This is a genomic window from Erythrobacter sp. GH1-10 (genome assembly GCF_045363165.1).
In the GTDB taxonomy this organism is placed as follows: domain Bacteria; phylum Pseudomonadota; class Alphaproteobacteria; order Sphingomonadales; family Sphingomonadaceae; genus Erythrobacter.
On record NZ_JBJFLP010000001.1, the window covers coordinates 1,741,214 to 1,764,189 of the forward strand.

Here is a 22,976-nt window from a genome sequence, read left to right on the forward strand (position 1 = left end):
CGTGTCGCCGCGGTGCTGAAAAGGCGCATCCCTAGAGGCACCTCCTTAGGTGCATTCCGGACACTGGCCGCCCACCGAAATGGTGAACGAATGCGGAACGAATAGGCAACCTTTGGATTCGTGTCAAGCGCGCTACAAACCCGAACCCCGCAGGATTCAGCCATTGTGGAGGTTGTACACCTGCACAGGGCTCCCGGTAGCGATCGCAGGGCTACCGGCAGGCCGATCAATCAGGCAATTCGCCGCCGCCAATGCGCGCAGGGCGCTCGAATCCTGAGAGGCCGCGAGACGCGCGCTGGTTCCATCCTGTATTCCGCGAAGGAATTCGTGACGGGAGCCTGTTGCCGGGAGGTCTTCGGCCGCAGAAACGCGAACGCTCTTCGGCAGAGGATCTGGATCGCCCATCGCAGCCCGGACGAGGGGAAGAGCGAAGAGAAAAGCGGTGACGAAACTCGATACCGGGTTGCCGGGGAGGCCGAGGATTACTTGATTTCCGCGCGTTGCCACCATCAGCGGCTTGCCCGGCTTGATCGCGACCTTCCAAAAATCGATGCCGGCACCCCAGCGCGCGAGAGCCTCCTGCACGAGGTCGTGGTCACCCACCGAAGCGCCGCCCGAAGTGATGAGGATATCGCAGCTGTCGGCCTTGGCGAGCGCCTGTGCCAGCGCTTCGTGGTTGTCGAGCACGGGACCCAATCGGCTGACCTCGCCGACATGCGAGCGCAGCATGGCAGCGATCATCGGGCCGTTACTGGCGGGTATCTGGTCGGGGCCGCATTGCTCGGGGTCGAGAGCCAGTTCGTCACCACTGTCGAGTATCGCCACCCGAGGGGTGCGCCAAACCGGCACCGATCCGAACCCTGCCGACAGCGCCAGCGCGACGGGGCCCGGCCCCATGGCCGAGCCTTGCGTCAGCACTGTTTCGCCCGCCGCGAAGTCGAACCCCTGCTTGCGCACGTGCCGCTCCGGCGGAGGCAATTCCTCGCCGTCCGCTAGAGCAACCCGGTCACCATCGACGGACGCGTTTTCCTGGATCAATACCCGATCCGCGCCTTGCGGCATGTGCGCGCCGGTCGAGATACGGGTGCATTGCCCCGGTTCGAGCGCACAGCTGAATGGCTCGCCCGCGCGGCTTTCTCCGACGCGCCGCCACGGCCCATTTCCGCAAATCGCATAGCCGTCCATCGCCGAAAGGTCCGCGGGGGGCTGGGTGAGGCGGGCAACGAGATCGCGGGCGAGATACTGGGTCGGGCGACCCTGGGCGGTTTCGACCACATCGATCTCCGGTTTGCGAACCAGCGCCAGAAGCCGCTCCTGCGCCTCCTCCAGCGTCAGCATTGCTGGCATCAGGCGGGCGCCTTCCAGGTGCCGCTCTTTCCTCCGCGCTTCTCAATCAGGCGCACCTCGCCGATCACCATGCCCTTATCGATCGCCTTTGCCATGTCGTAAATCGTCAGCAGCGCGGTAGAAACCGCCACCATCGCTTCCATTTCCACTCCGGTCTTGCCGGTGAGCGAGGCGGTAGCGGCGACGCGGATAGCGTCATATTCGAATACGAACTCGACGGTAACCGATTCCAGGCCGAGCGGGTGGCACAGCGGGATCAGATCCCCTGTGCGCTTGGCTGCCATGATTCCCGCGATCCGCGCGGTACCGAGCACGTCGCCTTTCGGCGCATTGCCCTGCTTGATCGCTTCGAGTGCGTCTGCCGACATAGCGATGCGTCCGCTAGCGATAGCTATACGCTGCGTCGCCGCCTTGCCGCCGACATCAACCATCCGTGCCGCGCCGTCTTCGCCGAGATGGGTAAGCTTGCTCATGGCGTCAGTCTGCGCCGAGCAATGTCCGCGTGGCAAGCGCGATATCGCTAGCTCGCATCAGGCTCTCTCCGACGAGGAAGGTGCGAACCCCGGCCCGCGCGAGCCGCTTGCAGTCCGCGTGCGAGTTGATCCCGCTCTCACCCACCAGCAGCGAGCCTTGGGGAGCCAGCGGGGCCAGTCGCTCGGTCGTGGCAAGCGAGGTGGTGAAGGTCTTGAGATCGCGGTTGTTCACCCCGATGAGGCGAGACTTCAGGACGGCAGCTGCGCGTTCCATTTCCGTTTCGTCATGGACTTCGACCAGCACGTCCATCCCGTGTTCGAGCGCCGCCGCCTCGATCTCCGCCATTGCGCCATCATCCAGCCCGGCGACGATAATGAGGATGGCATCGGCACCGATCGCGCGCGCTTCGAGGCATTGCCACGGATCGACCATGAAATCCTTGCGCAGCACAGGCAACGAGCAGGCCGACCGCGCGGCGACGAGATAATCCTCGTGCCCCTGAAAATACGGTGCATCGGTAAGCACCGAGAGGCAGGTCGCGCCGCCTTTGTCGTACTCGGCCGCGTGCTCTGCGGGGCGAAAATCCTCGCGGATCAAGCCCTTCGAGGGGCTCGCCTTCTTGATTTCGGCGATCAATCCAAAACCCGTTTGCGACGCCTTACGCAGCGCCTCTTCGAAACCGCGTGGCGGGGACTGCATGCGCGCGGCTCGTTCGAGGTCGGCAAGCGCAATCGCGGCCTTACGCGCGGCGACGATTTCGCGCTTGGCGGTGCAGATTTCCTCGAGTTTGTTCACCGATTCAGACTGCCATCTCGATCCAGCGTCCCAGAAGCTTTGCGGCTGCGCCGCTGTCGAGCGCTTCTGCAGCGAGCGCCGCGCCTTCTTCCCAATCCTTCACCTTGCCTGCAACCATCAGCGTCGCTGCTGCGTTGAAGACCACCGCATCGCGATAAGGGCCGGGCGTGCCTTCGAGCAGCGCGGTGAGGGCCTTGGCGTTGTGCTGCGCGTCGCCGCCCCTGATCGCTTCGACCGGTGCATGCGGAAGCCCGATCTGTCCGGCGTCGATGCGGCGCATTTCGAAATCGTTGCCGGTGACGTCCGCAAGTTCGTTTCCGCCGGCCAGGCTCAGCTCGTCGAGGCCTTCGTCGCCCGAAACGATAAAGGTGCGTTCGGTGCCGAGTTTGGCCTTGGCGTTGGCGTAAATTGGCACATAGCCCGGGCGGGCGATCCCGATCAGCTGCCGTTTCACCCCAGCAGGGTTCGAGAGCGGGCCCATCAGGTTGAAGATCGTTCGCTTGCCGAGTTTCTGCCGGATGGGCTGGATCCGACCCATCGCCGGATGATGGTTCTTGGCGAACAGGAAACAGATCCCGATTTCGGCAAGCGTCTCCTGCGCCGTTCGGCCCGCCGCATCCATATCGAGCCCGAGGGCTTCCAACGTATCGGCGGCGCCCGATTTGGAGGAAGCGGCGCGGTTGCCATGTTTTGCTACCGGCACGCCGCAAGCCGCCACCACGAGACTGACGGCGGTCGAGACATTAAGCGTGTGGTGCCCGTCGCCGCCGGTGCCGCAGCAATCGACTGCACCTTCGGGTGCTTCGATCGGGATCAGCCGGGCGCGCAGGGCTCGTGCCGCTCCCGCAATCTCGTTGGCGGTCTCGCTGCGTTCAGTCATGGCGAGCAGAAACCGTGCGATTTCCTCGTCAGTGGCTTCGCCATCGAGGATCCAGCCGAACACCTCCTCGGCTTCGGCCTCGCTCATGTGCGGAACGGCAAGGGGAAGCGTCTTCATGCAGTCACTCTCTCGGGCAATTCGGCTTCGATCCCGCAGACGCGCAGGAAATTCGCAAGCAGCGCATGGCCGTGCTCGGTGGCGATGCTCTCGGGGTGGAACTGGACGCCATGGATCGGCAGGCGGTCATGGCGAAATCCCATTACGCTCGAATGATCGCCGCCAGGCGTTTCGGAGTGCGCGTTGGCGACGAGGCTCGCGGGTGCGTCGACAACTTCGAGGCTGTGATAGCGCGTGGCGGTGAAAGGGGAGGGCAGGCCGGCAAAAAGGCCCGTTCCGTCATGCGTGACCGGCGAGGTTTTGCCGTGCATCAACCCGCCGCGCACGACTCTGCCACCGAAATGCTGCCCGATCGACTGGTGGCCAAGGCACACGCCGAGCAGCGGTTTTTCCGCATCGGCACAGGCGGCGACTAGATCGAGGCTGATTCCCGCCTCGTTGGGCGTGCAGGGCCCGGGGGAAATCAGGAATCCGCTGGCATTGGTTGCCAGCGCCTCGCGCGCGGTCAGCGCATCGTTGCGTTCGACCCGCACCTCGACCCCGAGCTCCATAAGGTAATGGACGAGGTTGAAGGTGAAGCTGTCGTAATTGTCGATGACGAGAATCATGAGGCTTTGTCCGCGAGTTCATCCGTCGCGCGGACGAGGCCATCGATAATCCCCGGTTCGGCAGCGCTATGCCCGGCGTCGTGAACGATGCGCAGGTCGGCTTCGGGCCAGGCCTTCTTGAGCGCCCAGGCCGCACCGGGCGGTGTGCAAATGTCGTGACGGCCCTGCACGATGATGCCGGGAATGCCTTTCAACCTGCCTGCATCACGCAGCAGCTGGTCGTCTTCGAGAAAGAAGTCCTCAAGGAAATAGCGCGCGCAGATCCGCGCAAATGGGACCGCCTTTGCCGGATCCTCGAAATCGCGCATCAGGTCTGCGTTGGGCAGCAGGGTCGCGACAGTGCCTTCCCAGACCGACCATTCGCGTGCGGCGGCAAGGCGCGTCGCCTCATCGTCGCTGGTCAGGCGATCGTAGTAAGCGCGCACGAGGTCGCCGCGTTCTTCCTCGGGTATGTGCCCCGAAAAGATGTCCCATTGCTCGGCCATGATCTCGCTTGCTCCGTAGCCGTAGAGCCAGCTCTTTTCTTGCGTGCGTGCAAGAAAGATACCGCGAAGCACCAGCTCACTGGTCCGCTCTGGGTACTTTTCCGCATAGGCGAGAGCGAGCGTAGAGCCCCAGCTACCGCCGAACAGTTGCCATTTCTCGTGGCCGCACATCTCGCGCAGCCGCTCGATATCCTCGACGATGCGCCAGGTGTCGTTGTTCTCGATCTCAGCGAAAGGCGTCGATTTTCCGCATCCGCGCTGGTCGAACAGCAGCACGTCGTAGGCCTCGGGATTCCATTGGCGACGGTGTGACGGTGCCATCCCCCCGCCGGGACCGCCGTGGAGGAACACCGCCGGTTTCGCGCCGGGCGTTCCGACCCGCTCGTAATAGAGCGAATGGCCTTCGCCAACGTCGAGCATGCCGGTCTCGTATGGCTCGATCTCGGGATAGAGCGTGCGCTCGTATGAAAGCATGTTGCTGTTCGCCATCATTTCTTTTCCACGACCAGGATCGGCCCGACACGTCCGCGATCTATGCGGCCGCTCGCAGGGTACCAAAGAGAGGATACGTTGCCGTCGAGGAACAGTGCGTTGGGCGTGCTCAACTCGTCGCGGAAGAACCGCGCGAACTGGCCGAAGCTCACCGGCTCGTCCGAGATCACGAAATGCGCCTTTCCGTCTGCATCGACGCCCACACCATTGCGGATCGCGCGCGAAGGACCGTTGTCCTGGAAGTCCGGGTGCAGTTCGCCGTCGACCACCAGCATGGGCCCGGATTGCGTGCCGAATTGCGGACGGTCACCGACGGTACGGTAGAAAGTGTCGCTATCGAGCACCCGCCAGGTTTCGCCCGAACCGAAGAACACGCCGTTGGGTTTCATGTGGAAATTGCCAGGACCATCGGCGCGGTTGAGCTCGGCCAGCCGCTCGCTGTCCTCGACGTAATATCCGATCGGCTTCAGATCATCACCATACATGCCCGCATTCATGGCGAAGGCAATGTTGCTTTCATCCTTGCCCGCAGCCCATGCCTCGATCGTCCCGAAATCGTCGCCGCTGGCGGGGGCAAGGGCGGTGCGGATCGAATGTGCTTCGGGATCGGCGACGCAGTGGGTCAGGCCGATGCCTTCGAAGGCAACCGGTTTGCATGCCCCTGTGGTCGCTGCGATGCTTTGCTCGGACTCCGGCGTCTCGACAACCTCGACCGGATCGCTGCCGTCTAGCGAGGTCCGCACGACGGGCTCGCCCCCAGGCTGTTCCGAGCAACCAGCCAGAACAAGCAGAGGCGCGAAAAGGACGGGCAGAGCGAGCTTCTTCATTGTCCAAACCCCGGTTCGCTGGCTACTCGCACCGCCTCGCTCGCAGCAGCAATCAGCGCACCCGCCTTGGCTCGGCACTCTGCGTATTCGTAATCGGGATTGCTGTCGGCGACGATCCCCGCGCCCGCCTGCACATGCATGGTTCCGTCCTTCACCACCGCGGTGCGCAGGACGATACAGCTGTCGACAGAACCGTCGGGCGCGAAATAGCCCACGCCCCCAGCATAGGCCCCTCGGGTTTCAGGTTCGAGTTCTGCGATAATCTCACAAGCGCGGATCTTGGGTGCGCCGGAAACGGTACCGGCCGGAAACCCGGCGAACAGCGCGTCGAGCGCGTCCTTGTCGGGCGCGAGCCGTCCGATCACATTGCTGACGATGTGCATGACATGGCTGTAGCGCTCGATCGTGAAACTGTCTGTGACTTCGACGCTTCCCCGATCCGCAACCCGCCCGACATCGTTGCGACCGAGGTCGAGCAGCATCAGGTGCTCCGCACGTTCCTTGGGATCGGCGAGCAGGCTCACTTCGTTTTCACGGTCTTCCCCCGGTGAAGCACCGCGTGGTCGGGTACCAGCAATAGGACGGATGGTCACATCGCCATCCCGCACTCGGACGAGGATTTCGGGGCTGGAGCCGACGATGGCGAAACCCGGAAGGTCGAGGAAATAGAGGAACGGCGACGGGTTTACCCGCCGCAATGCCCGATAAAGCTCAAGCGGCGGAAGTTCGAACGGGCAGGTAAAGCGTTGGGCGAGCACCACCTGGAAGATATCGCCTGCGACAATGTAATCCTTCGCCCGGGCGACCATCGCCTTGTAATCCTCCTCGGCCATGACCGGCGCAAGGCCTGGTTCAGGCGTATCGCCCGAAAATTGCGGTTCGGGCGGGCGAGGCCGGGTCAGTGCCCTGAGCGTCTCGTCGATCCGCTCACCGGCCTCCTCGACGGCTTTGGAGGGTTCGGCGCTCCCCCAGATCGGCGCGATGCAGAACAACTCGTCGGTCAGGCTGTCGAATACGAGGATAATCGTCGGGCGCACGAACAACATGTCGGGCAAGGAGAGGTCGCTCTGGGGTGCGCGTGGGAGTGTCTCGACGAGTCCGATCGTCTCGTATCCGAAATAGCCCACGAGGCAGGCGAGCGCCGGCGGGAGAGCCTCAGGAACATTGATCCGGCATGCGTTGGCGAGCGCGCGCAATTCCTCCATCGGATTGCCGGCGCAAGCTTCGAAAGCATCGCGGTCGCTCCGCCAAGAGCGGTTGATTTGCGCCGAGCTTTCACTTGCCCGGAACACCAGGTCGGGATCGAGCCCGAGCAGGCTGTAGCGACCGCGCACTTCGCCGCCTTCGACCGATTCGAGCAGGAAATCCCCGCGACCCGGCTCGATCAGCCGCCGGGCTGCTCCGACCGGCGTGTCGCTGTCGGCAACGATCCGGCGCCAGACAAGGGCGTGCCGGCCTGCCGCCAGGTCCTTTGCGGCGGCGGCTGCATTCTCAAGCGAGGCGGATGCGGGGGTGTCTGAGGTCACGCGAAAGGAGGGATCGTATCGGCTATTCGATGTCGCCGGTTAGCTGCCGACGCAGTGCCTCGACTGCGCTTTCGTTGGTTTCCACACCGACATCGGCGCGGATCGCCCTGATCATCTGCTCGGTATATTCTGCACGCAGAGCGGGAGCCAACGTCTGGCGGGTCTGCACCAGGACCGGATTGTCGGGATCGATATCCTCGGTGACAATCTCGTCGAGATCGACAATGTACCAACCGATGTCATTGGGTGCCTCGTAGAGCTTGGTCGAACCGGCAGCCATCGAGAACATCAGCACCAGCGGCGGCGGCGGATTCTGCTGCCTGGTGAATAGCGCGCTGCGCTCGAGGTCGATCCGCTCTACAGGCGGCAGGCGGGTATCTTCCTGCGCGATGGCCGCAGCCACGCTGGTATCCCCTCGCACTTTGCCGAGCATCCGATCGGCGGTCTCGCGCGCTGACTTGCTTCCTTCGGAGAGCCTCCAGCCAATGACGGCTTGCTCACGCACTTCGGCCAGCGGCGGAGCGGCGCTCTCGGCAATCTCTTCGACGTCGAAAACCACGAATTGCTGACCCGGCACGATCTCGGCGAGCTGCGGTGCGCTTTCGACCATCTGGAACGCCGTTTCCACGGTCCTACGCAATGCCGGCGGGAGCGTCTGACCCTGGCCACCAAAAATTCGTCCGTCCGCAAGCACGGGAGGCGTCGTCTCGATTTCGAGCCTGTAAGCTTCGGCAACTTCGGGAAGCGAAGTGCCGCTATCGACTTCTTCTTCGATGCGGGCACTGAGATCGGCGAGTGCCGCTGCGCGCTTTTGGGCCGTCAGTTCCTCGGTGATTTCCGGAGTCGCTTGGGCGAGGTTCCTCGCTGGTGTGCGGGTTACCCCATCGACGCGGGCCACGTACCAACCAAGGTTGCTACGGGCAGGTTCGGCGATCTGCCCTTCGCCCGCCTCGAAGACGCTGTTGGCCACGGCCGCGCTAAGCGAGGAAGAGAGCTCTTCGCGAGTCTGGTCTTCGACGCTCGAGACGCTGAACCCGGCTTCACGGGCAGCGGCTTCGAGTGAAACGCCGCCGCGAATGCGGCTCACCATCGACCGCGCCGCATCTTCGGTCGGAACAAGGAACGAGGAGACATCGCGAGTTTCGCGTGCGGCGAAATTCTCGGCATTGGCATCGTAGTATGCCTCGATCTCGGCCGCCGTTGGCGTAAGGTTTGTGTCGATGTTCTCGGCACCGAACACGGCATAGCGAATGGTCCGCCGTTCGGGACGGACAAAGCGCCCCCTGTTTTCCGAGTAATATGCCTGCAACTGCTCGTCTGTCGGCTCACTTTCCGGCGCGAAAGCAAAGCTCGGGATAAAGGCGATTTCGCCGCGCCGCCGTTCGAGAATGAGCGAAGCATAATGCTTGGCCGCTTTTTCGGGCATCTGCGGGACCGCGAGTGCAGGGAGAAGCAGTTGCTGGGATAGTAATCCGGCAGCAAGATCGCGGCGCAGCGTGGCATCGGTGAGGCCCTGGCGGCGCAGCGCGGCCTCGTAAACGGCCTGGTCGAATTCGCCGGTCGCGCCGCTGAAAGCACCAATCTTCAATATCTCACTGTTCACGAGGTTCTCGCCCGCGCGAAGGCCGTATTTCTCGGCATACTCACCGATGGCATAGCGATCGATCAACTGGCTCAGAACTTCATCGAGCCCGCCTTCTTCGACGAATTGCGGCATGCTCACCGTCGGGTCTTCCTGCTGCACAGTGCGCAGCGCGGAATCGGCAGTCTGCCTCAGTTCGATGGCCGAAATCGTCTCGTCGCCGACCGCCGCCACCCGGTTGCCACCCGAAACGCCGCCGAACGTCGAACCGGTGATATCCGCTGCGGCGAAAGCGAGCGCGACGAGGATAAGGAAGCCGATAAAAATCGGCAGTCCGATCTTCGACTGGAAGAATTTGCGAAAGAAGGAAATCATGGTGAGGTCGGATCCCGCCGCTGTAGGCCGTAGGCAAATGTTTCTCGTGGCCGGCATTCCTGCCGGGTATCAGGCGTTGCGCTTTATCGGGCCTGCGACCTCCCGGCAACAGGTTCGCACAGGTTTTGACTGTAAGTCTTTCCTCGTCTAGCGGACGCGGCCCCTCGGTCCTACATGGAGCCCTTCAGATTCGGCTTCAGATCGAAATTTCGCAGGATTCACAGATGCCTCAGCGGCCTTACATCGTCGGAAACTGGAAGATGCACGGCACCCGCGCCATGCTTTCCGAAGCGCGTGCGATTGATCGCGCGGCTCAGCGGCACATGAAAGTCGAAGTGGCGATCGCCCCGCCATATACCCTGATTCACCCGGTTCATCGCGAGGCGGAGCAGATCGCCGTTGGCGCTCAGGATTGCCATCACGAGGAAGGCGGCGCGCATACCGGCGATATATCGGCGACGATGGTGGCCGATGCCGGCGCGAAATTCGTCATCCTGGGTCACAGCGAGCGCCGCCAGAACCACGGCGAGAGCGATGCGTTGATCAAGCAGAAGACCAACGCGGCGCTTGCGGCGGGTCTGCGGATCATCCTGTGCTGCGGCGAAAGCGAGAAAACCCGTGAAGCCGGCAAGGCCGTCAACTTCGTCAAGAAGCAACTCAAGGCTTCGCTGCCCGATTTCGGCGACGATACCGATCTGATCAGCGAAAAACTGACAGTCGCATACGAGCCGATCTGGGCGATCGGCACTGGAAAGACCGCCACGGTCGATGACATCGCCGAAATGCATGCAGAAATCCGCACGCTGCTCGTTTCGCTTTATGGCGAAGAACAGGGCGGAGAGGTGCGCATCCTCTATGGCGGCTCAGTAAAGCCTGAAAACGCTTCCGAAATCCTCGGCACTCCTGAAGTCGGCGGCGCGCTGGTGGGCGGTGCCAGCCTGACAGCCGACAGTTTCATGGGTATCGCCCTTGCTGCCGGGGATGCCGAGGAAGGCTGACCCCGCAGCGCCAACATTCCATGCGGCCTTGTCCCCGGCCACGCCTGTCACTAAGTACCCGCCCAGACATTCAGACACGTTCGAGACGACATTCCATGTTCCTTTTCCTCACTGTCCTTCAGGCAATCGTTGCCGCCGCGCTTGTTGGCGTCGTTCTCATGCAGCGTTCCGAAGGGGGCGGGCTCGGCATCGGCGGCAACCCGAATGCCGCCCTTGGCGCTCGCGGCGCAGCCGATTTCCTGACCCGCTCGACAAAGTGGCTGGCGGTTCTCTTCGTCGGCCTCTCCATCGCACTCGCGGCAGTGGCAGTCGGCGAAACTAGTAACAGCGGGATCACCACCACGCTCGAGCGCGACGTTCCTGCGGCAAGTACCGGCGACATTCTCGGTGGCGGTGAAGAAGGCTCGACCTCGGACGCCGCCGAAGGCGAAGAAGCAACTCCGCCGAGCGACGATCCTCTCGCCGAATAAATCCTCGACGATATCGATGGCTGTGGATGGCCGGTGCGCGGCCGCAGCAATTTGCTTGCCCCGAATCCAAGACTAGGCTTAAGGCCCGACTCCCATGGCGCGGTACATTTTTATCACCGGCGGCGTGGTCTCCTCGCTTGGCAAAGGTCTCATGGCGGCATCGCTTGCCGCCCTCCTGCAGGCGCGCGGCTACAAGGTCCGCATCCGGAAATTCGATCCCTACCTGAATGTCGATCCGGGAACGATGAGCCCGTATCAACACGGCGAAGTCTATGTGACCGACGATGGCGCGGAAACCGACCTCGATCTCGGCCACTACGAGCGTTTTACCGGCGTTTCGGCGCATCAAAACGACAACATTACCTCGGGCCGCGTGTATCGCGACATAATCGCCAAGGAACGCCGGGGCGATTACCTGGGTGCCACGGTGCAGGTGATCCCCCACGTGACCGACGCGATCAAGGAATTCGCGCTTGCCGACCAGGGCGATCACGATTTCATCCTGTGCGAAATTGGCGGCACGGTTGGCGACATCGAATCGCTGCCCTTCATGGAGGCAATTCGCCAGCTCAGGAACGAGCTCGAGCCGATGCAGACGCTGAGCGTCCATGTGACACTCGTGCCCTATATCGCCGCAGCAGGCGAGCTGAAAACCAAGCCGACTCAGCACTCTGTGCGCGAACTTGCCAGCCTAGGGATCAAGCCCGATGTGCTGTTGTGCCGCGCCGAGCATCCGATCCCCGATGGCGAACGCCAGAAGATCGCCAACTTCTGCAACGTGCGCAAATCGGCCGTGATTCCGGCACTCGATGCGCCGTCGATCTATTCCGTTCCGCTGCAGTATCACGAGGAAGGCCTCGATGCCGAGGTCCTGCGCGGGTTCGGCATCACCGACGCGCCCGAGCCGAACCTGGCGGCGTGGGACGATGTGACCGACCGCTATTTCAATCCCGAAGGCGAAGTGACGATCGGCGTCGTCGGCAAATATGTCGGACTGCCCGATGCCTACAAGAGCCTTAACGAGGCGCTGGTCCATGGCGGGCTCGCCAATCGCGTTAAGGTCAACATCAAGTGGATCGACGCGGAAATCTTCGAAGGCGAGGACGAGAGCGAGATCGTATCCGCGCTGGAACCGATGCACGGCATTCTCGTGCCTGGCGGGTTCGGTGAGCGCGGCAGCGAGGGGAAAATCGCCAGCGTCCGGTTCGCGCGCCAGCGCAAAGTACCTTTCTTCGGGATCTGTCTTGGCATGCAAATGGCCTGCATCGAGGGCGCGCGTACCGCAGGGTTCGAGCAAGCTTCGTCGACCGAGTTCGGCGAAACTCCCGAACCCGTGGTCGGCATCATTACCGAATGGATGACCGAAGAGGGTCTGCAGCAGCGCGAAGAAGGGGGCGACCTTGGCGGGACCATGCGCCTCGGTGCCTATGAGGCGAAGCTCGGCGCGAACAGCCACGTGTCTCGCATGTATGGCGGGGCAACGACGATTTCGGAACGTCACCGGCATCGTTACGAGGTTAACTCGAAATATATCGAACCGCTCGAAAGCCAGGGACTGGTTTTCTCCGGGATGTCACCCGATGGCTTGCTCCCGGAAATCGTCGAACGACCCGATCACCCGTGGTTCGTCGGGGTGCAATTCCATCCCGAACTCAAGTCACGGCCCTTCGATCCGCACCCTCTATTCGCTGGATTCATCGCAGCCGCGGTCGAGCAGTCGCGCCTGTTTTGACGGTTTTGTGACGGCGCTTTTGAACGGTAGTACGCTCAAGCCATTGTAATTGCGTTGCAAAAATGTCAATTTGACAAACCCTAATATTTTCCGGCGCTTATCTGTGTTTGTCGCGTTTTTACAAGCAGATCAGTTTGCTCTTGCGCGATAGTGCGAAAGCGGACTAGGTCCGCGTAGGGCTATAGCTTTCAGTAAGGGGTCACACGCTAGAAGAATCAGACAATTGCCGCGAAAACAGGGGTTGTTAGCGGGATTGCGGGATCGGTTTCACAGGCTTGAAAATCAGGCGCACTGTTCGATCGCATCCGCTCAAATGGGCTTGAAACGAGGTTGATCGTCTTCTGCGACCCGGACGATGAGCATCGTGACAAGGCGGCTGAAAAGTCGCGGGGGCGGATCCAAGCGATCCGCCCCCTTAATTTTGGCAATTGGCCCTTTGAGGCTGGCTCCGCCGATCAGGCGGCGTCAGAGGCCTTATCGTCTTCCGACTTGGTGCCTTCGACGGCCGTCAGCGTCGGACCGCCGTTCACCGCAATCTTCTTCGGCTTCATGGCGTCTGGCACTTCGCGAACGAGGTCGATGATCAGCAGGCCATCGGCGAGATCGGCTTTCTCGACCCGCACATAGTCGGCCAATTCGAAGCGGCGTTCGAAGCCGCGGTTGGCAATGCCGACATGAAGCAGTTCGGAACCGTCTTCGGCATCCTCACGCTTCCTGCCCTGGACGACGAGCAGGTTCTGTTGCGCGGTGATATCGATATCCTGCGGACGGAAGCCGGCGACGGCCAGCGTAATGCGGTAATTGTCTTCGCCACTGCGCGCGATGTTGAAGGGCGGATAATTGTCGCCCGAATTGTGGCGCGCCTGGCTTTCGAGCAGGTCGAACAGGCGATCGAAACCGACTGTGCTGCGACGGTAGGGAGTGAAATCGAGACGTGACATAGCTGCAAATCCTCTTCTTTGAGCAATTTGATCATTGGTGCAGGCCTGCCTCGTGCAGCACCTGCGGTTATCCGTCGCGGAGAGCGTTTCCCAAGCACTGGCGAAACACCGCGACACCGACTATCTGGGTGGGGCGAATTCGCGTTTCAAGAGGTCCGGGACAGCCTTATGAGCCAACTCAAAATCGACGTTTACACCAAGTTCGCCTGCCCGTTCTGCGTGCGCGCGAAGCGTTTGCTTTCCGCCAAAGGTGCCGAGTTCAACGAGTATGACATCACCATGGGCGGCCCCAAGCGCGAGGAAATGCTGCAACGCGCTCCGAACGCGATGACGGTGCCGCAAATCTTCATCGGCGACGTCCATGTCGGGGGCTCGGACGACCTCGCCGAGCTTGAGGAAACCGGCAAGCTAGACTCAATGCTGGCGGGGTAGGGGCGGACCTTGCCCAAGATCGCCGTTCTCCAGATGACTTCGGGCATCGATCCGGAGGCAAATCTCGCGGCAATCGAAAAGGCCGCGGTGGAGGCGGCGCAGGCCGACGCCATGATGCTCTTCACGCCGGAAATGGCGATCCTTCTGGATCGCGACCGGAAGCGCGCAGGCCCTTGGATCGAAAGTGACGGCCCTCGAAAGGTCGTCGAGCGTCTGGAAGCCCTGCAAATGGAGCTCGATCTCGATATCGCCCTTGGATCGATGCCCGTGGCGACCGGAGCCGGAAAGTGGGCGAACCGCTCGTTCTACTTCGACGAGAAGAGCGGTGGGCCGATCCTTCACTATGACAAGATTCACATGTTCGATGTCCAGCTTGCGACCGGTGAAAGCTGGCGAGAGAGCAACGCCTATGAGCCCGGCACGGAGATAGTGACAGTCGACAACACGCCGATTGGAAGACTTGGTCTTACGGTCTGTTACGACCTACGCTTCCCGGCGCTGTTCGAGGCTCTTGGCAAGCGTCGGTGCGACGCGATCGCCATCCCCGCGGCATTTACCCGGCCAACCGGCGCGGCACACTGGCACGTCATGCTGCGCGCCCGCGCCATCGAGGCCAGCGCCTTCGTCATCGCGGCGGCACAGGTCGGCAAGCATGAGGACGGGCGCGAGACCTATGGTCACAGCCTTGTGGTCGATCCGTGGGGAGAGGTACTGCTCGACATGGGCGGCGAGGAATCGGGACTCGGTTTTTGCGACATCGACCTCGGTCGGATCGAAGAAGTTCGCCGACAGCTTCCCAGCCTTGCGAACAAGCGCGAAATCCCCAATTAGAGCGGATCATGATTGTTTTCGACTTGCACTGTGATGGCGGCCACCGGTTTGAAGGGTGGTTCGGATCGTCTTCGGATTACGAGGATCAGCAAGCACGCGGTCTCGTTAGCTGCCCCGAGTGCGGATCCGACGTGGTCGACAAGGCCCCGATGGCACCTGCCGTCCCTGCAAAGGGCAACACCCAAAACCAATCTCCCGTCGCCAAATCGAGCTCGCAGCCGGTATCGAACACACCGATGACGGCCGAAGTGAAGCAGGCGATGCAGGCTCTTGCGAAAGCGCAGGAGAAGGCGCTCAAGAACAGCACTTGGGTGGGAGACAAGTTCGCCGAGCAATCTCGCGAGATGCATTATGGCGAACGCGATGAGGCGCCCATCCACGGCCAGGCGACGCTGGAGGAAGCCAAATCGCTGGTCGACGAAGGTGTGCCGGTCGCGCCGCTGCCATTTCCCGTGGCGCCGCCCGACAAACTCAATTGATTGGAAAGCTCGCGCTGCTATGGGGGCTTTCGGGACCCCGTAGCTCAGCAGGATAGAGCATCAGATTCCTAATCTGAGGGCCGCGCGTTCGAATCGCGCCGGGGTCACCAACACTTTCAAATCTTGGCAGTTGCGCCCGAGCGCCTCCAATTCCGCTCCGCCAACAAGGATAGCGCAACAACCGACGCCGACATCACGGCCAGAAGCACGCACGTTCCTGCCCATCCGGCAAGGTCGAAGATCGACGTGCCGAGAATGCTGCCAAGCGCGCCACCGATGAACATCATGACGATGTAACTGGTGGTGAGCCGCGTGCGGATTTCCGGTTCGAGCGAGAGGAAGGTCATGCGTCCGGTCACATCGATCGTGGGCCCGACCATGTTCGTGATCGTGAGCGGTACGATGATCGTCCATACGCTCCACCCGAGAGGGTACATCAGGGCAATCCCTGCAAACTGTAACACCGACGCGATCAGCCGCGCGCGCCGCGCGCCGATACTGTCAGCCCAGCGCCCGAGCCGAGGCGTCGTGACAATGCTGATTGCGGCGATACCTGCGAGATAGCCGACTGTGTCCACGCCATATCCCAAATCGGGCCCCGTCAGGTGCAGAGCCAGCGCAAGCCAGCTTGCCGTGAAAGCGGCGAAATTGAGCCCCTGGATCACTGCAGAGATCATCATGTCGCGGTTCTGCAACGCAAGCGTGAACACCGAGGCGATCAGAGCCTGATAGGTCGATTGCGGGCGTTTGTCCGCGCTCGCCTCTGTTCGCATGGCGATCGGTAGGAACAGGGTGACGGCCGCCATGAGCGCGAATGCGCACCAATAGACAGTTCGCCACCCGAAATGCTCGGCGACAACACCCGCGCCCACGCGCGCGACCAGAATTCCGAATATGACTCCGGCTGTCAGCAGAGCCGTGACCTGCCCGAGGCGCTCGGGGGCGACGCGCTTCGAAGCGAATGCCGGGATCAGGTACGGCGCGATGGTGACAAAACCGAGCAGAGTCGAGGCGAGGGTGAAGGCGATGAATCCTTCCGCCAAGGCCATTGCAAGCATGAACAAGCATTGCGCGGAGACAAAGGCGATGCACAAGCGCTTGTTCGAATAGCGATCGCCCAGCGGGAGAAGCAGCAGAATACCTAGCGCCAGAGCCAGCTGGTTAAGCGCAGGGACGATGCCGATCCGCGCATCGCTTACCCCGAAGCTCGCCGCGACTTCACCGATAATCGGATGGATGTAATAGGCATTGGCCGTAACCACGGCGACCGTCACCGCGAGCGCATATTCCTGCGCGCGACTAAGATGGTCGGGCGGTGTTACGCTGTGACTGTTCAAACGAGGAAGCCTGCCTTCTGTGCAGTTTCGATCACGCCCTGCGCTAGATCCACCGGGCGATCCTCCTGGCAGAAGTGTCCGCAGGTGGATAGCATGGCGTGCGGCATACCCTCGGCACCGGCAATTCGGCTGATGAGATGCTCACCGAGCCCGCCGGTGACGGGATCGTCCTCGCCGAACAGCGTCAGGAACGGCTTGTCGAAAGCGGCCAGCCCTTCCCATGCGCGTTTGTTCTGCTCGATTCCGTCCATCCCGTCTTCGACCGGGACCAGGGCGGGAAATGCGCGTGCGCCGGCCTTGCTCGGCTCGTCGGGGAACGGCGCATCGTAGGCGGCGATTTCCTCAGGCGTTCGTTCGGTTGCGGTGGCCCGCTGAAGCAACTCGCCAATCTTGAAGTCCGGCGAGCTCTTGGCGAATTCCCGCCACGCGAGGAAAGCGGGTGAGGGTGTGCCTCCGGTCGGAAGGAAGGTGTTACTGGCGACGACGCAAGCGAAGCGTTCGGGTTCTTCGCCCACCATGCGCAGCCCGAGCAATCCGCCCCAGTCCTGGCAGAACAGCGCAGCAGGTTGCGGCACGACGGCATCGCGCCACTGCTTCAGCCAGTTCACATGCCGGTCATAGGTGTAGAAGCCGATATCGTCGGGCTTGTCGCTTTTGCCGAAGCCGATCAGGTCGGGCGCCAGACAGCGAAACCCGGCATCGACCAGCGGCGGGATCATCTTGCGATAGAGGAAGCTCCAACTCGGCTCACCGTGGAACAGCAACACCGGCGGTGCATGTCGCGGCCCTTCGTCGAGATAGTGCATCCGCCCCGAGTGACCGTCGCCGAGATCGACGGTGATCCAATGCTCCTCGAACGGGTAGTCGGGAAGATGGCTGAATCGGGCTGGATCGGACGTAAGGATTCTCATGCTGCTCATCTCCTTGCGGAGATGAGTAGCACGAAAAAACCTATGCGACAGCCTCAGGCACTTTCGCCAGGGCTTTCTCCCAGAGGCACGCGCTCCTTGAAGGTATGGGTGATGTAGGGGAACGGGATTTCGATTCCCGCCTCGTCCAGCCCGCGTTTGATCGCACGGACCACCTTGTCCTTCGATTCCCACCCGGCGCGCGGGGTCGATCCCGACCACCAGCGCACGAGGAAATCGACCGAGGACGAATTGAACTCCTGTGCGAAGATGTCGATGCCCTTTTCCGTGTCGACTTCCTCGAGATCGGTCACGGCCTTGCGGATCACTTCGGCGGCTTGGTCGAGATCGGTGTCGTAGGAAACGCCGATCACAACGTCATGACGTCGCTGTTCCTTGTCGGTGAAGATTTCGACCGGATTCTTGAACAGGATCGAATTGGGTACGACGGTAACTTCGCCCGACAGCTTGCGGACATGAGTCTCGCGCAGTGTGATGTGTTCGACCTTGCCGATAATCCCTTCGCATTCGATCACGTCTCCGATGCGCATTTTTTCGCGCACCATAATCAGGACACCAGCGAGGAAATTCTCGAAGATATCCTGGAATGCGAAACCGATTGCGACTGCTCCGATCCCGAGCCCCGCGACGAGACTGGCGGGCGTGAGGTCGGGGAAGATGATGATCGCGGCGATCATCAGACCGAGCAGCCAGACGCCGAGCCTGACCAAGGTCTCGATCAGCGTGCGCAGGGACGGGCGAAGTTCGGTCTTGCCGATCAGGATGTTGGCAATATTCACCGTGAACTTCGCGACGATCGAAGTGGCGATCAGAATGACTACGGCGATTGCCAGAGATGGCAACATTCGGACCGCCTGATCCGCCATGCCGTTCAATTGGTCGAGCAGTGTTTCGAGCAAATTCAAATCGTTTCCCTCTTCTTGCTTTCCCGACTAACGGGCCAGCCTTTGCCATGGTTCCGGGCGGGGCGGGTCAGGCGCGTGGGTGGATTAGCAAACTGATGAGGTGGACATCGCTTCCGGCGGCAGGCAATCAGCGCGCGATCGTGGACGAGAGAGATTTCGATGCAGACCGAGAGTGAAGAACTGGCCGAAATCCGCCGCGCGGTGCGGGCGCTGTGCGAGGATTTCCCCGGAGAATATTGGCGCAAGAAGGACGCTGCGCGCGAATATCCCGGCGAATTTGTCGATGCGCTGACCAAGGCCGGCTTCCTCGCTGCGCTTATTCCGACCGAGTATGGTGGAAGCGGGCTCAGCCTGGATGCGGCGGCTGTGATCATGGAGGAAATCCAGGCAAGCGGTTGCAACGGCAGCTCTGCGCACGCGCAGATGTATATCATGAACACACTGCTGCGGTACGGCAGCGACGCGCAAAAGGACGAATACCTCCCCAAGATCGCCAGCGGTGCGCTCCGGCTTCAGGCGTTCGGGGTGTCCGAACCGACGAGCGGCACCGATACTCTCAGCCTCAAGACCCGCGCCGTCCGCGATGGTGACGAGTACATAATCAGTGGGCAGAAGATCTGGACGAGCCGTGCGGAACATTCCGACCTGATGCTGCTGCTCGCGCGGACGACACCGAAGGACCAGGTCGAGAAGAAGACCGAAGGGCTCTCGATGTTCCTCGTCGACATGCAGCAGGCCATCGGAAACGGCATGGCGATCAAGCCGATCCGCACCATGATGAACCACTCCTCGTGCGAGGTGTTCTTCGACGACCTGCGTATACCCGCCAGTGCCTTGGTCGGCGAAGAAGGGAAGGGCTTCCGCTACATCCTTTCCGGGATGAATGCCGAACGCATCCTGATCGCAGCAGAGTGCATCGGCGATGCCAAGTGGTTCATCGAGCAGGCCAAGGCATACGCCAGCGATCGCAATGTCTTCTCTCGCCCCATCGGGCAGAACCAGGGCGTGCAATTCCCGATCGCGCGCTGCTACGCCCAGATGCGCGCGGCGGAACTGATGGTTCACCATGCCGCGCACGTCTACGACGAGGGCGGCAATCCGGGCGAAGAGGCCAACATGGCGAAACTGCTCGCATCCGAAGCAAGCTGGGCGGCGGCGGACATGTGCGTGCAGACCTTCGGCGGCTTCGGGTTTGCCGAGGAATACGACGTCGAGCGCAAGTTCCGCGAGGCGCGCCTTTACACCGTCGCCCCGATCTCAACGAACCTCATCCTGTCCTATCTCGCCGAACATGTGCTCGGCCTGCCGCGCTCCTATTGATCGCCGCTTGGCTTCGTTCTTGCGCAAATCCGCACCGCCGCGGCGTTTTCGACTTGATGCGACGCGTTAACTATGATTCTGTGGCAACAGGATCGGGGACATACCAATGCGCAAACCAGTGAAGGAACAGATGCGGCAGGGCTTGGCCCTCTTCGCGCTGCTTGTTCTTACCGGTTTCGCGATTGCCGGGCCGACCGGACTTCTTGCGTGGAGTGAGAACGCCCAGACACTCGACCAACGCAAGGCGCAGATCGCCGAACTCGAGGCGAAGCGCGATGCGCTCAGGAACCGGGTCGATCTGCTCGATCCCGAAGCGGCCGACCCCGATCTTGCGAGCGAACTCGTGAGGAAGAATCTCGGTGTCCTGCACGCCGATGAGGTCGTCATCACGATCGAGGACGAAGCCGCGCTCGGAGAATAGGGCGCGCATACGAATTCGCGCGATCCTGCCCTTTCGAAACACCGGAAATTGCGACATTTGCAACGCCTGTGGAGGCTGGTTGACGTTGCGTCCGGCCCGAACTCCTGCCTATAGGGGGCGCTGGGATTTGGCGCGCGCTCCTCCCCAGCCAGCGCGCCTGCAAATAGAGGGAAATCACACCTTGGCGAAGAAGCCCGCAAGCAAGACCAAAGCCGATGAAGCGATCGCTCCGTCGGACGATCCGGATTTCATCCTTCACTCGCTCCAGGAAGAATTCGAAGCCAGCAAGCGCTTCGATGCGAGCGAAGACCAGATGATGGAATTCTACCGCCAGATGCTCCTCATCCGGCGGTTCGAGGAAAAGGCGGGTCAGCTCTATGGCCTCGGCCTCATCGGCGGGTTCTGCCACCTCTATATCGGCCAGGAAGCGGTCGCGATCGGCCTTCAAAGCGCGCTCGATGGCGACAAGGACAGCGTCATCACCGGCTATCGCGATCACGGTCACATGCTCGCCTATGGCATCGATCCCAAGGTCATCATGGCCGAGCTGACGGGCCGCGAAGCCGGCATCTCGAAGGGGAAGGGCGGCTCGATGCACATGTTCAGCACCGAGCACAAGTTTTACGGCGGCCACGGGATCGTCGGCGCACAGGTCGCGCTTGGGGGCGGGCTCGCGCTTGCGCACCAGTACAACGAGGATGGCGGGCTGTGCCTTGCCTATTTCGGCGATGGCGCGGCGAACCAGGGGCAGGTCTACGAAACCTTCAACATGGCGGCGCTGTGGAACCTGCCGATCGTGTTCGTGGTCGAAGACAACCAGTATGCGATGGGCACGTCGACCAAGCGCAGCTCGGCCGAAACCCGCTTTCACCGCCGCGGCACCTCGTTTCGAATTCCGGGCATGGATGTGAACGGCATGGACGTGCTGGAAGTTCGGGCCGCCGCCGAAGTTGCCTTCAAACATGTGCGCGAGGGCAAGGGCCCGGTGCTGATGGAGCTCAACACCTATCGCTATCGCGGGCACTCGATGTCCGATCCCGCCAAGTACCGCACCCGAGAGGAAGTGCAGGAACAGCGCGACCACCATGACCCGATCGAGCGTCTGAAGAAGACGCTGATCGAGGCTGGCAAGACCGAGGAGGAATTGAAGGCTATCGACAAGGAAATCCGCAAGATCGTCGCCGAATCCGCTGATTTTGCAGAGAATTCACCCGAGCCCGCGCCAGACGAACTCTACACCGATGTTCTGGTGGAGGAGTATTGATCCATGGCTATCGAACTCAAGATGCCGGCGCTTTCGCCGACGATGGAAGAAGGCACTCTGGCCAAATGGCTCAAGTCTGAAGGCGATACGATCGAGCCGGGCGACATCATCGCCGAAATCGAAACCGACAAGGCGACGATGGAATTCGAAGCCATCGATGAAGGAACGCTCGCCAAGATCGTCGTGGCGGAAGGCACGGAAAACGTCGCTGTCGGCACGGTGATCGCCATGCTCACAGGCGAAGGCGAGGATGCGGGCGAAGTCGAAGCCCCCGAACCGTCATCCGATGCCGAGGACGCGCCGGACGAGGACGAAGGCACCGACGAGGCCAGCTCAACGGAAGCACCCGAAAAGCCGGTGCGCGAACCTCAGGCCGATCCCGATATTCCGGAAGGGACCAGTTTCACCAGCACCACGGTTCGCGAGGCGCTACGCGACGGCATGGCCGAAGAAATGCGCCGCGATCCGCGCGTGTTCGTGATGGGCGAGGAAGTCGCCGAATATCAGGGCGCCTACAAGGTAACGCAGGGGCTGCTCGACGAATTCGGATCGAAGCGCGTGATCGACACGCCGATCACCGAATACGGGTTTGCCGGGGTCGGCACCGGCGCGGCGATGGGCGGCCTGCGTCCGATCGTAGAGTTCATGACGTTCAACTTCGCGATGCAGGCAATCGACCACATCATCAACTCGGCCGCGAAGACCAACTACATGTCGGGCGGCCAGATGCGCTGCCCGATCGTGTTCCGTGGCCCAAACGGGGCGGCCTCGCGAGTCGGCGCACAACACTCGCAGAATTACGGCCCGTGGTATGCGAGCGTGCCCGGCCTGATCGTCATCGCACCCTATGATGCAGCCGATGCGAAGGGCCTCATGAAAGCCGCGATCCGCACCGAAGACCCGGTCGTATTCCTGGAAAACGAGCTGGTATACGGACGCAGCTTCGACGTGCCGGATATCGAAGATTACGTCCTGCCGATCGGCAAGGCGCGCACCATGCGCGAAGGCTCCGACGTCACCATCGTCAGTTACTCGATCGGCGTGGGCTTCGCGCTCGAAGCGGCAGAGCAGCTGGCCGAGGAGGGCATCGACGCCGAAGTTATCGATCTGCGGACGCTGCGTCCACTCGACAAGCAGGCGATCCTGACAAGCCTTGCCAAGACCAACCGTCTCGTGATCGCGGAAGAGGGGTGGCCGACCTGTTCGATCGCGTCGGAAGTGATCGCGATCTGCATGGAGGAAGGGTTCGACCATCTCGATGCGCCCGTCTTGCGGGTATGCAACGAGGACGTACCGCTGCCCTATGCCGCAAACCTCGAAAAGCTCGCGCTCATCGATGCCCCTCGCATCGTCGAAGCAGCCAAGAAGGTCTGCTACGTCGATTGATCCAACTCTGGATGCGAGAAGGG

At 61.8% G+C, this 22,976-nt stretch carries 23 protein-coding genes and 1 tRNA gene; 11 read left to right on the forward strand and 13 right to left on the reverse strand.

Annotated elements, in window-relative coordinates; all coding sequences use genetic code 11:
- Nucleotides 1–156: 156 nt before the first annotated feature.
- From ACI5KX_RS08585 to ACI5KX_RS08625, 9 genes are read right to left on the reverse strand one after another with little or no spacing between them, the layout of a single operon-like run.
- Nucleotides 157–1,347: a molybdopterin molybdotransferase MoeA gene (locus tag ACI5KX_RS08585; RefSeq protein ID WP_406810254.1), complete on the reverse strand. Its 1,191-nt coding sequence runs from the start codon at nt 1,345–1,347 to the stop codon at nt 157–159.
- Nucleotides 1,347–1,820 (reverse strand): cyclic pyranopterin monophosphate synthase MoaC, encoded by a 474-nt coding sequence (moaC, locus tag ACI5KX_RS08590; RefSeq protein WP_406810255.1) that lies wholly within the window; start codon nt 1,818–1,820, stop codon nt 1,347–1,349. Before moaC ends, ACI5KX_RS08585 begins: the two co-directional genes overlap by 1 nt.
- A gap of 4 nt (nt 1,821–1,824) precedes the next feature.
- A complete protein-coding gene (gene trpC / locus ACI5KX_RS08595) occupies nt 1,825–2,616 on the reverse strand; it encodes an indole-3-glycerol phosphate synthase TrpC (RefSeq protein ID WP_406810256.1) in 792 nt (263 codons plus the stop codon).
- Between the two features lie 4 nt (nt 2,617–2,620).
- Nucleotides 2,621–3,613 (reverse strand): anthranilate phosphoribosyltransferase, encoded by a 993-nt coding sequence (gene trpD, locus ACI5KX_RS08600; RefSeq protein WP_406810257.1) that lies wholly within the window; start codon nt 3,611–3,613, stop codon nt 2,621–2,623.
- Complete coding sequence (locus ACI5KX_RS08605) at nt 3,610–4,221, reverse strand: anthranilate synthase component II (protein ID WP_406810258.1); 612 nt, start codon at nt 4,219–4,221, stop codon at nt 3,610–3,612. Before ACI5KX_RS08605 ends, trpD begins: the two co-directional genes overlap by 4 nt.
- Complete coding sequence (gene pip, locus ACI5KX_RS08610; RefSeq protein WP_406811346.1) at nt 4,218–5,195, reverse strand: prolyl aminopeptidase; 978 nt, start codon at nt 5,193–5,195, stop codon at nt 4,218–4,220. The genes ACI5KX_RS08605 and pip overlap by 4 nt, the downstream gene beginning before the upstream one ends.
- Complete coding sequence (locus tag ACI5KX_RS08615) at nt 5,195–6,025, reverse strand: phosphodiester glycosidase family protein (protein ID WP_406810259.1); 831 nt, start codon at nt 6,023–6,025, stop codon at nt 5,195–5,197. Before ACI5KX_RS08615 ends, pip begins: the two co-directional genes overlap by 1 nt.
- Nucleotides 6,022–7,551, reverse strand: a complete 1,530-nt coding sequence (trpE, locus tag ACI5KX_RS08620) for an anthranilate synthase component I (RefSeq protein ID WP_406810260.1) — start codon at nt 7,549–7,551, stop codon at nt 6,022–6,024. Before trpE ends, ACI5KX_RS08615 begins: the two co-directional genes overlap by 4 nt.
- A gap of 22 nt (nt 7,552–7,573) precedes the next feature.
- Nucleotides 7,574–9,508 (reverse strand): SurA N-terminal domain-containing protein, encoded by a 1,935-nt coding sequence (locus ACI5KX_RS08625; RefSeq protein WP_406810261.1) that lies wholly within the window; start codon nt 9,506–9,508, stop codon nt 7,574–7,576.
- Nucleotides 9,509–9,732: 224 nt separating this feature from the next.
- Here ACI5KX_RS08625 and tpiA point away from each other — a divergent pair, with 224 nt between their 5' ends.
- The 3 genes from tpiA (at nt 9,733) to ACI5KX_RS08640 (ending at nt 12,708) form a co-directional block, all read left to right on the forward strand.
- Nucleotides 9,733–10,506, forward strand: a complete 774-nt coding sequence (gene tpiA, locus ACI5KX_RS08630; RefSeq protein ID WP_406810262.1) for a triose-phosphate isomerase — start codon at nt 9,733–9,735, stop codon at nt 10,504–10,506.
- Between the two features lie 95 nt (nt 10,507–10,601).
- Complete coding sequence (gene secG / locus ACI5KX_RS08635) at nt 10,602–10,976, forward strand: preprotein translocase subunit SecG (RefSeq protein WP_406810263.1); 375 nt, start codon at nt 10,602–10,604, stop codon at nt 10,974–10,976.
- Between the two features lie 94 nt (nt 10,977–11,070).
- Nucleotides 11,071–12,708, forward strand: coding sequence for a CTP synthase (locus tag ACI5KX_RS08640; RefSeq protein WP_406810264.1), 1,638 nt, complete (start codon nt 11,071–11,073; stop codon nt 12,706–12,708).
- A gap of 455 nt (nt 12,709–13,163) precedes the next feature.
- On the opposite strand, the gene ACI5KX_RS08645 is transcribed toward ACI5KX_RS08640, so the two are convergent.
- Entirely contained in the window at nt 13,164–13,649 is a 486-nt protein-coding gene (locus ACI5KX_RS08645) for an Hsp20 family protein (RefSeq protein ID WP_406810265.1), read from the reverse strand.
- Nucleotides 13,650–13,817: 168 nt separating this feature from the next.
- On the opposite strand from ACI5KX_RS08645, the gene grxC reads away from it, so the two are divergent.
- The 4 genes from grxC (at nt 13,818) to ACI5KX_RS08665 (ending at nt 15,501) form a co-directional block, all read left to right on the forward strand.
- Nucleotides 13,818–14,081, forward strand: a complete 264-nt coding sequence (gene grxC / locus ACI5KX_RS08650) for a glutaredoxin 3 (RefSeq protein ID WP_406810266.1) — start codon at nt 13,818–13,820, stop codon at nt 14,079–14,081.
- A 9-nt stretch (nt 14,082–14,090) separates the two neighbouring features.
- Nucleotides 14,091–14,912 carry a carbon-nitrogen hydrolase family protein gene (locus ACI5KX_RS08655; RefSeq protein WP_406810267.1) on the forward strand — a complete coding sequence of 274 codons (822 nt, stop codon included), beginning with the start codon at nt 14,091–14,093 and terminating at the stop codon, nt 14,910–14,912.
- 8 nt (nt 14,913–14,920) lie between these two features.
- Nucleotides 14,921–15,391, forward strand: a complete 471-nt coding sequence (locus ACI5KX_RS08660; RefSeq protein ID WP_406810268.1) for a DUF1178 family protein — start codon at nt 14,921–14,923, stop codon at nt 15,389–15,391.
- Nucleotides 15,392–15,424: 33 nt separating this feature from the next.
- Nucleotides 15,425–15,501: transfer RNA gene (locus tag ACI5KX_RS08665), tRNA-Arg, on the forward strand.
- A gap of 6 nt (nt 15,502–15,507) precedes the next feature.
- Here ACI5KX_RS08665 and ACI5KX_RS08670 read toward each other — a convergent pair.
- The 3 genes from ACI5KX_RS08670 to ACI5KX_RS08680 are packed head-to-tail and all read right to left on the reverse strand — an operon-like array spanning nt 15,508 to nt 18,562.
- Entirely contained in the window at nt 15,508–16,728 is a 1,221-nt protein-coding gene (locus tag ACI5KX_RS08670) for an MFS transporter (protein ID WP_406810269.1), read from the reverse strand.
- Nucleotides 16,725–17,639 carry a haloalkane dehalogenase gene (locus ACI5KX_RS08675; RefSeq protein WP_406810270.1) on the reverse strand — a complete coding sequence of 305 codons (915 nt, stop codon included), beginning with the start codon at nt 17,637–17,639 and terminating at the stop codon, nt 16,725–16,727. The genes ACI5KX_RS08670 and ACI5KX_RS08675 overlap by 4 nt, the downstream gene beginning before the upstream one ends.
- A 53-nt stretch (nt 17,640–17,692) precedes the next feature.
- Complete coding sequence (locus ACI5KX_RS08680) at nt 17,693–18,562, reverse strand: mechanosensitive ion channel family protein (protein WP_406810271.1); 870 nt, start codon at nt 18,560–18,562, stop codon at nt 17,693–17,695.
- A gap of 159 nt (nt 18,563–18,721) precedes the next feature.
- On the opposite strand from ACI5KX_RS08680, the gene ACI5KX_RS08685 reads away from it, so the two are divergent.
- The 4 genes from ACI5KX_RS08685 to ACI5KX_RS08700 all read left to right on the forward strand — a co-directional run bounded on the left by ACI5KX_RS08685 (nt 18,722) and on the right by ACI5KX_RS08700 (nt 22,953).
- Nucleotides 18,722–19,882, forward strand: a complete 1,161-nt coding sequence (locus tag ACI5KX_RS08685; RefSeq protein ID WP_406810272.1) for an acyl-CoA dehydrogenase family protein — start codon at nt 18,722–18,724, stop codon at nt 19,880–19,882.
- Nucleotides 19,883–19,988: 106 nt separating this feature from the next.
- Nucleotides 19,989–20,303, forward strand: coding sequence for a septum formation initiator family protein (locus ACI5KX_RS08690; protein WP_406810273.1), 315 nt, complete (start codon nt 19,989–19,991; stop codon nt 20,301–20,303).
- A 181-nt stretch (nt 20,304–20,484) separates the two neighbouring features.
- Nucleotides 20,485–21,567 (forward strand): pyruvate dehydrogenase (acetyl-transferring) E1 component subunit alpha, encoded by a 1,083-nt coding sequence (gene pdhA / locus ACI5KX_RS08695; RefSeq protein ID WP_406810274.1) that lies wholly within the window; start codon nt 20,485–20,487, stop codon nt 21,565–21,567.
- Between the two features lie 3 nt (nt 21,568–21,570).
- Nucleotides 21,571–22,953 carry a pyruvate dehydrogenase complex E1 component subunit beta gene (locus tag ACI5KX_RS08700; protein ID WP_406810275.1) on the forward strand — a complete coding sequence of 461 codons (1,383 nt, stop codon included), beginning with the start codon at nt 21,571–21,573 and terminating at the stop codon, nt 22,951–22,953.
- Nucleotides 22,954–22,976: the final 23 nt, after the last annotated feature.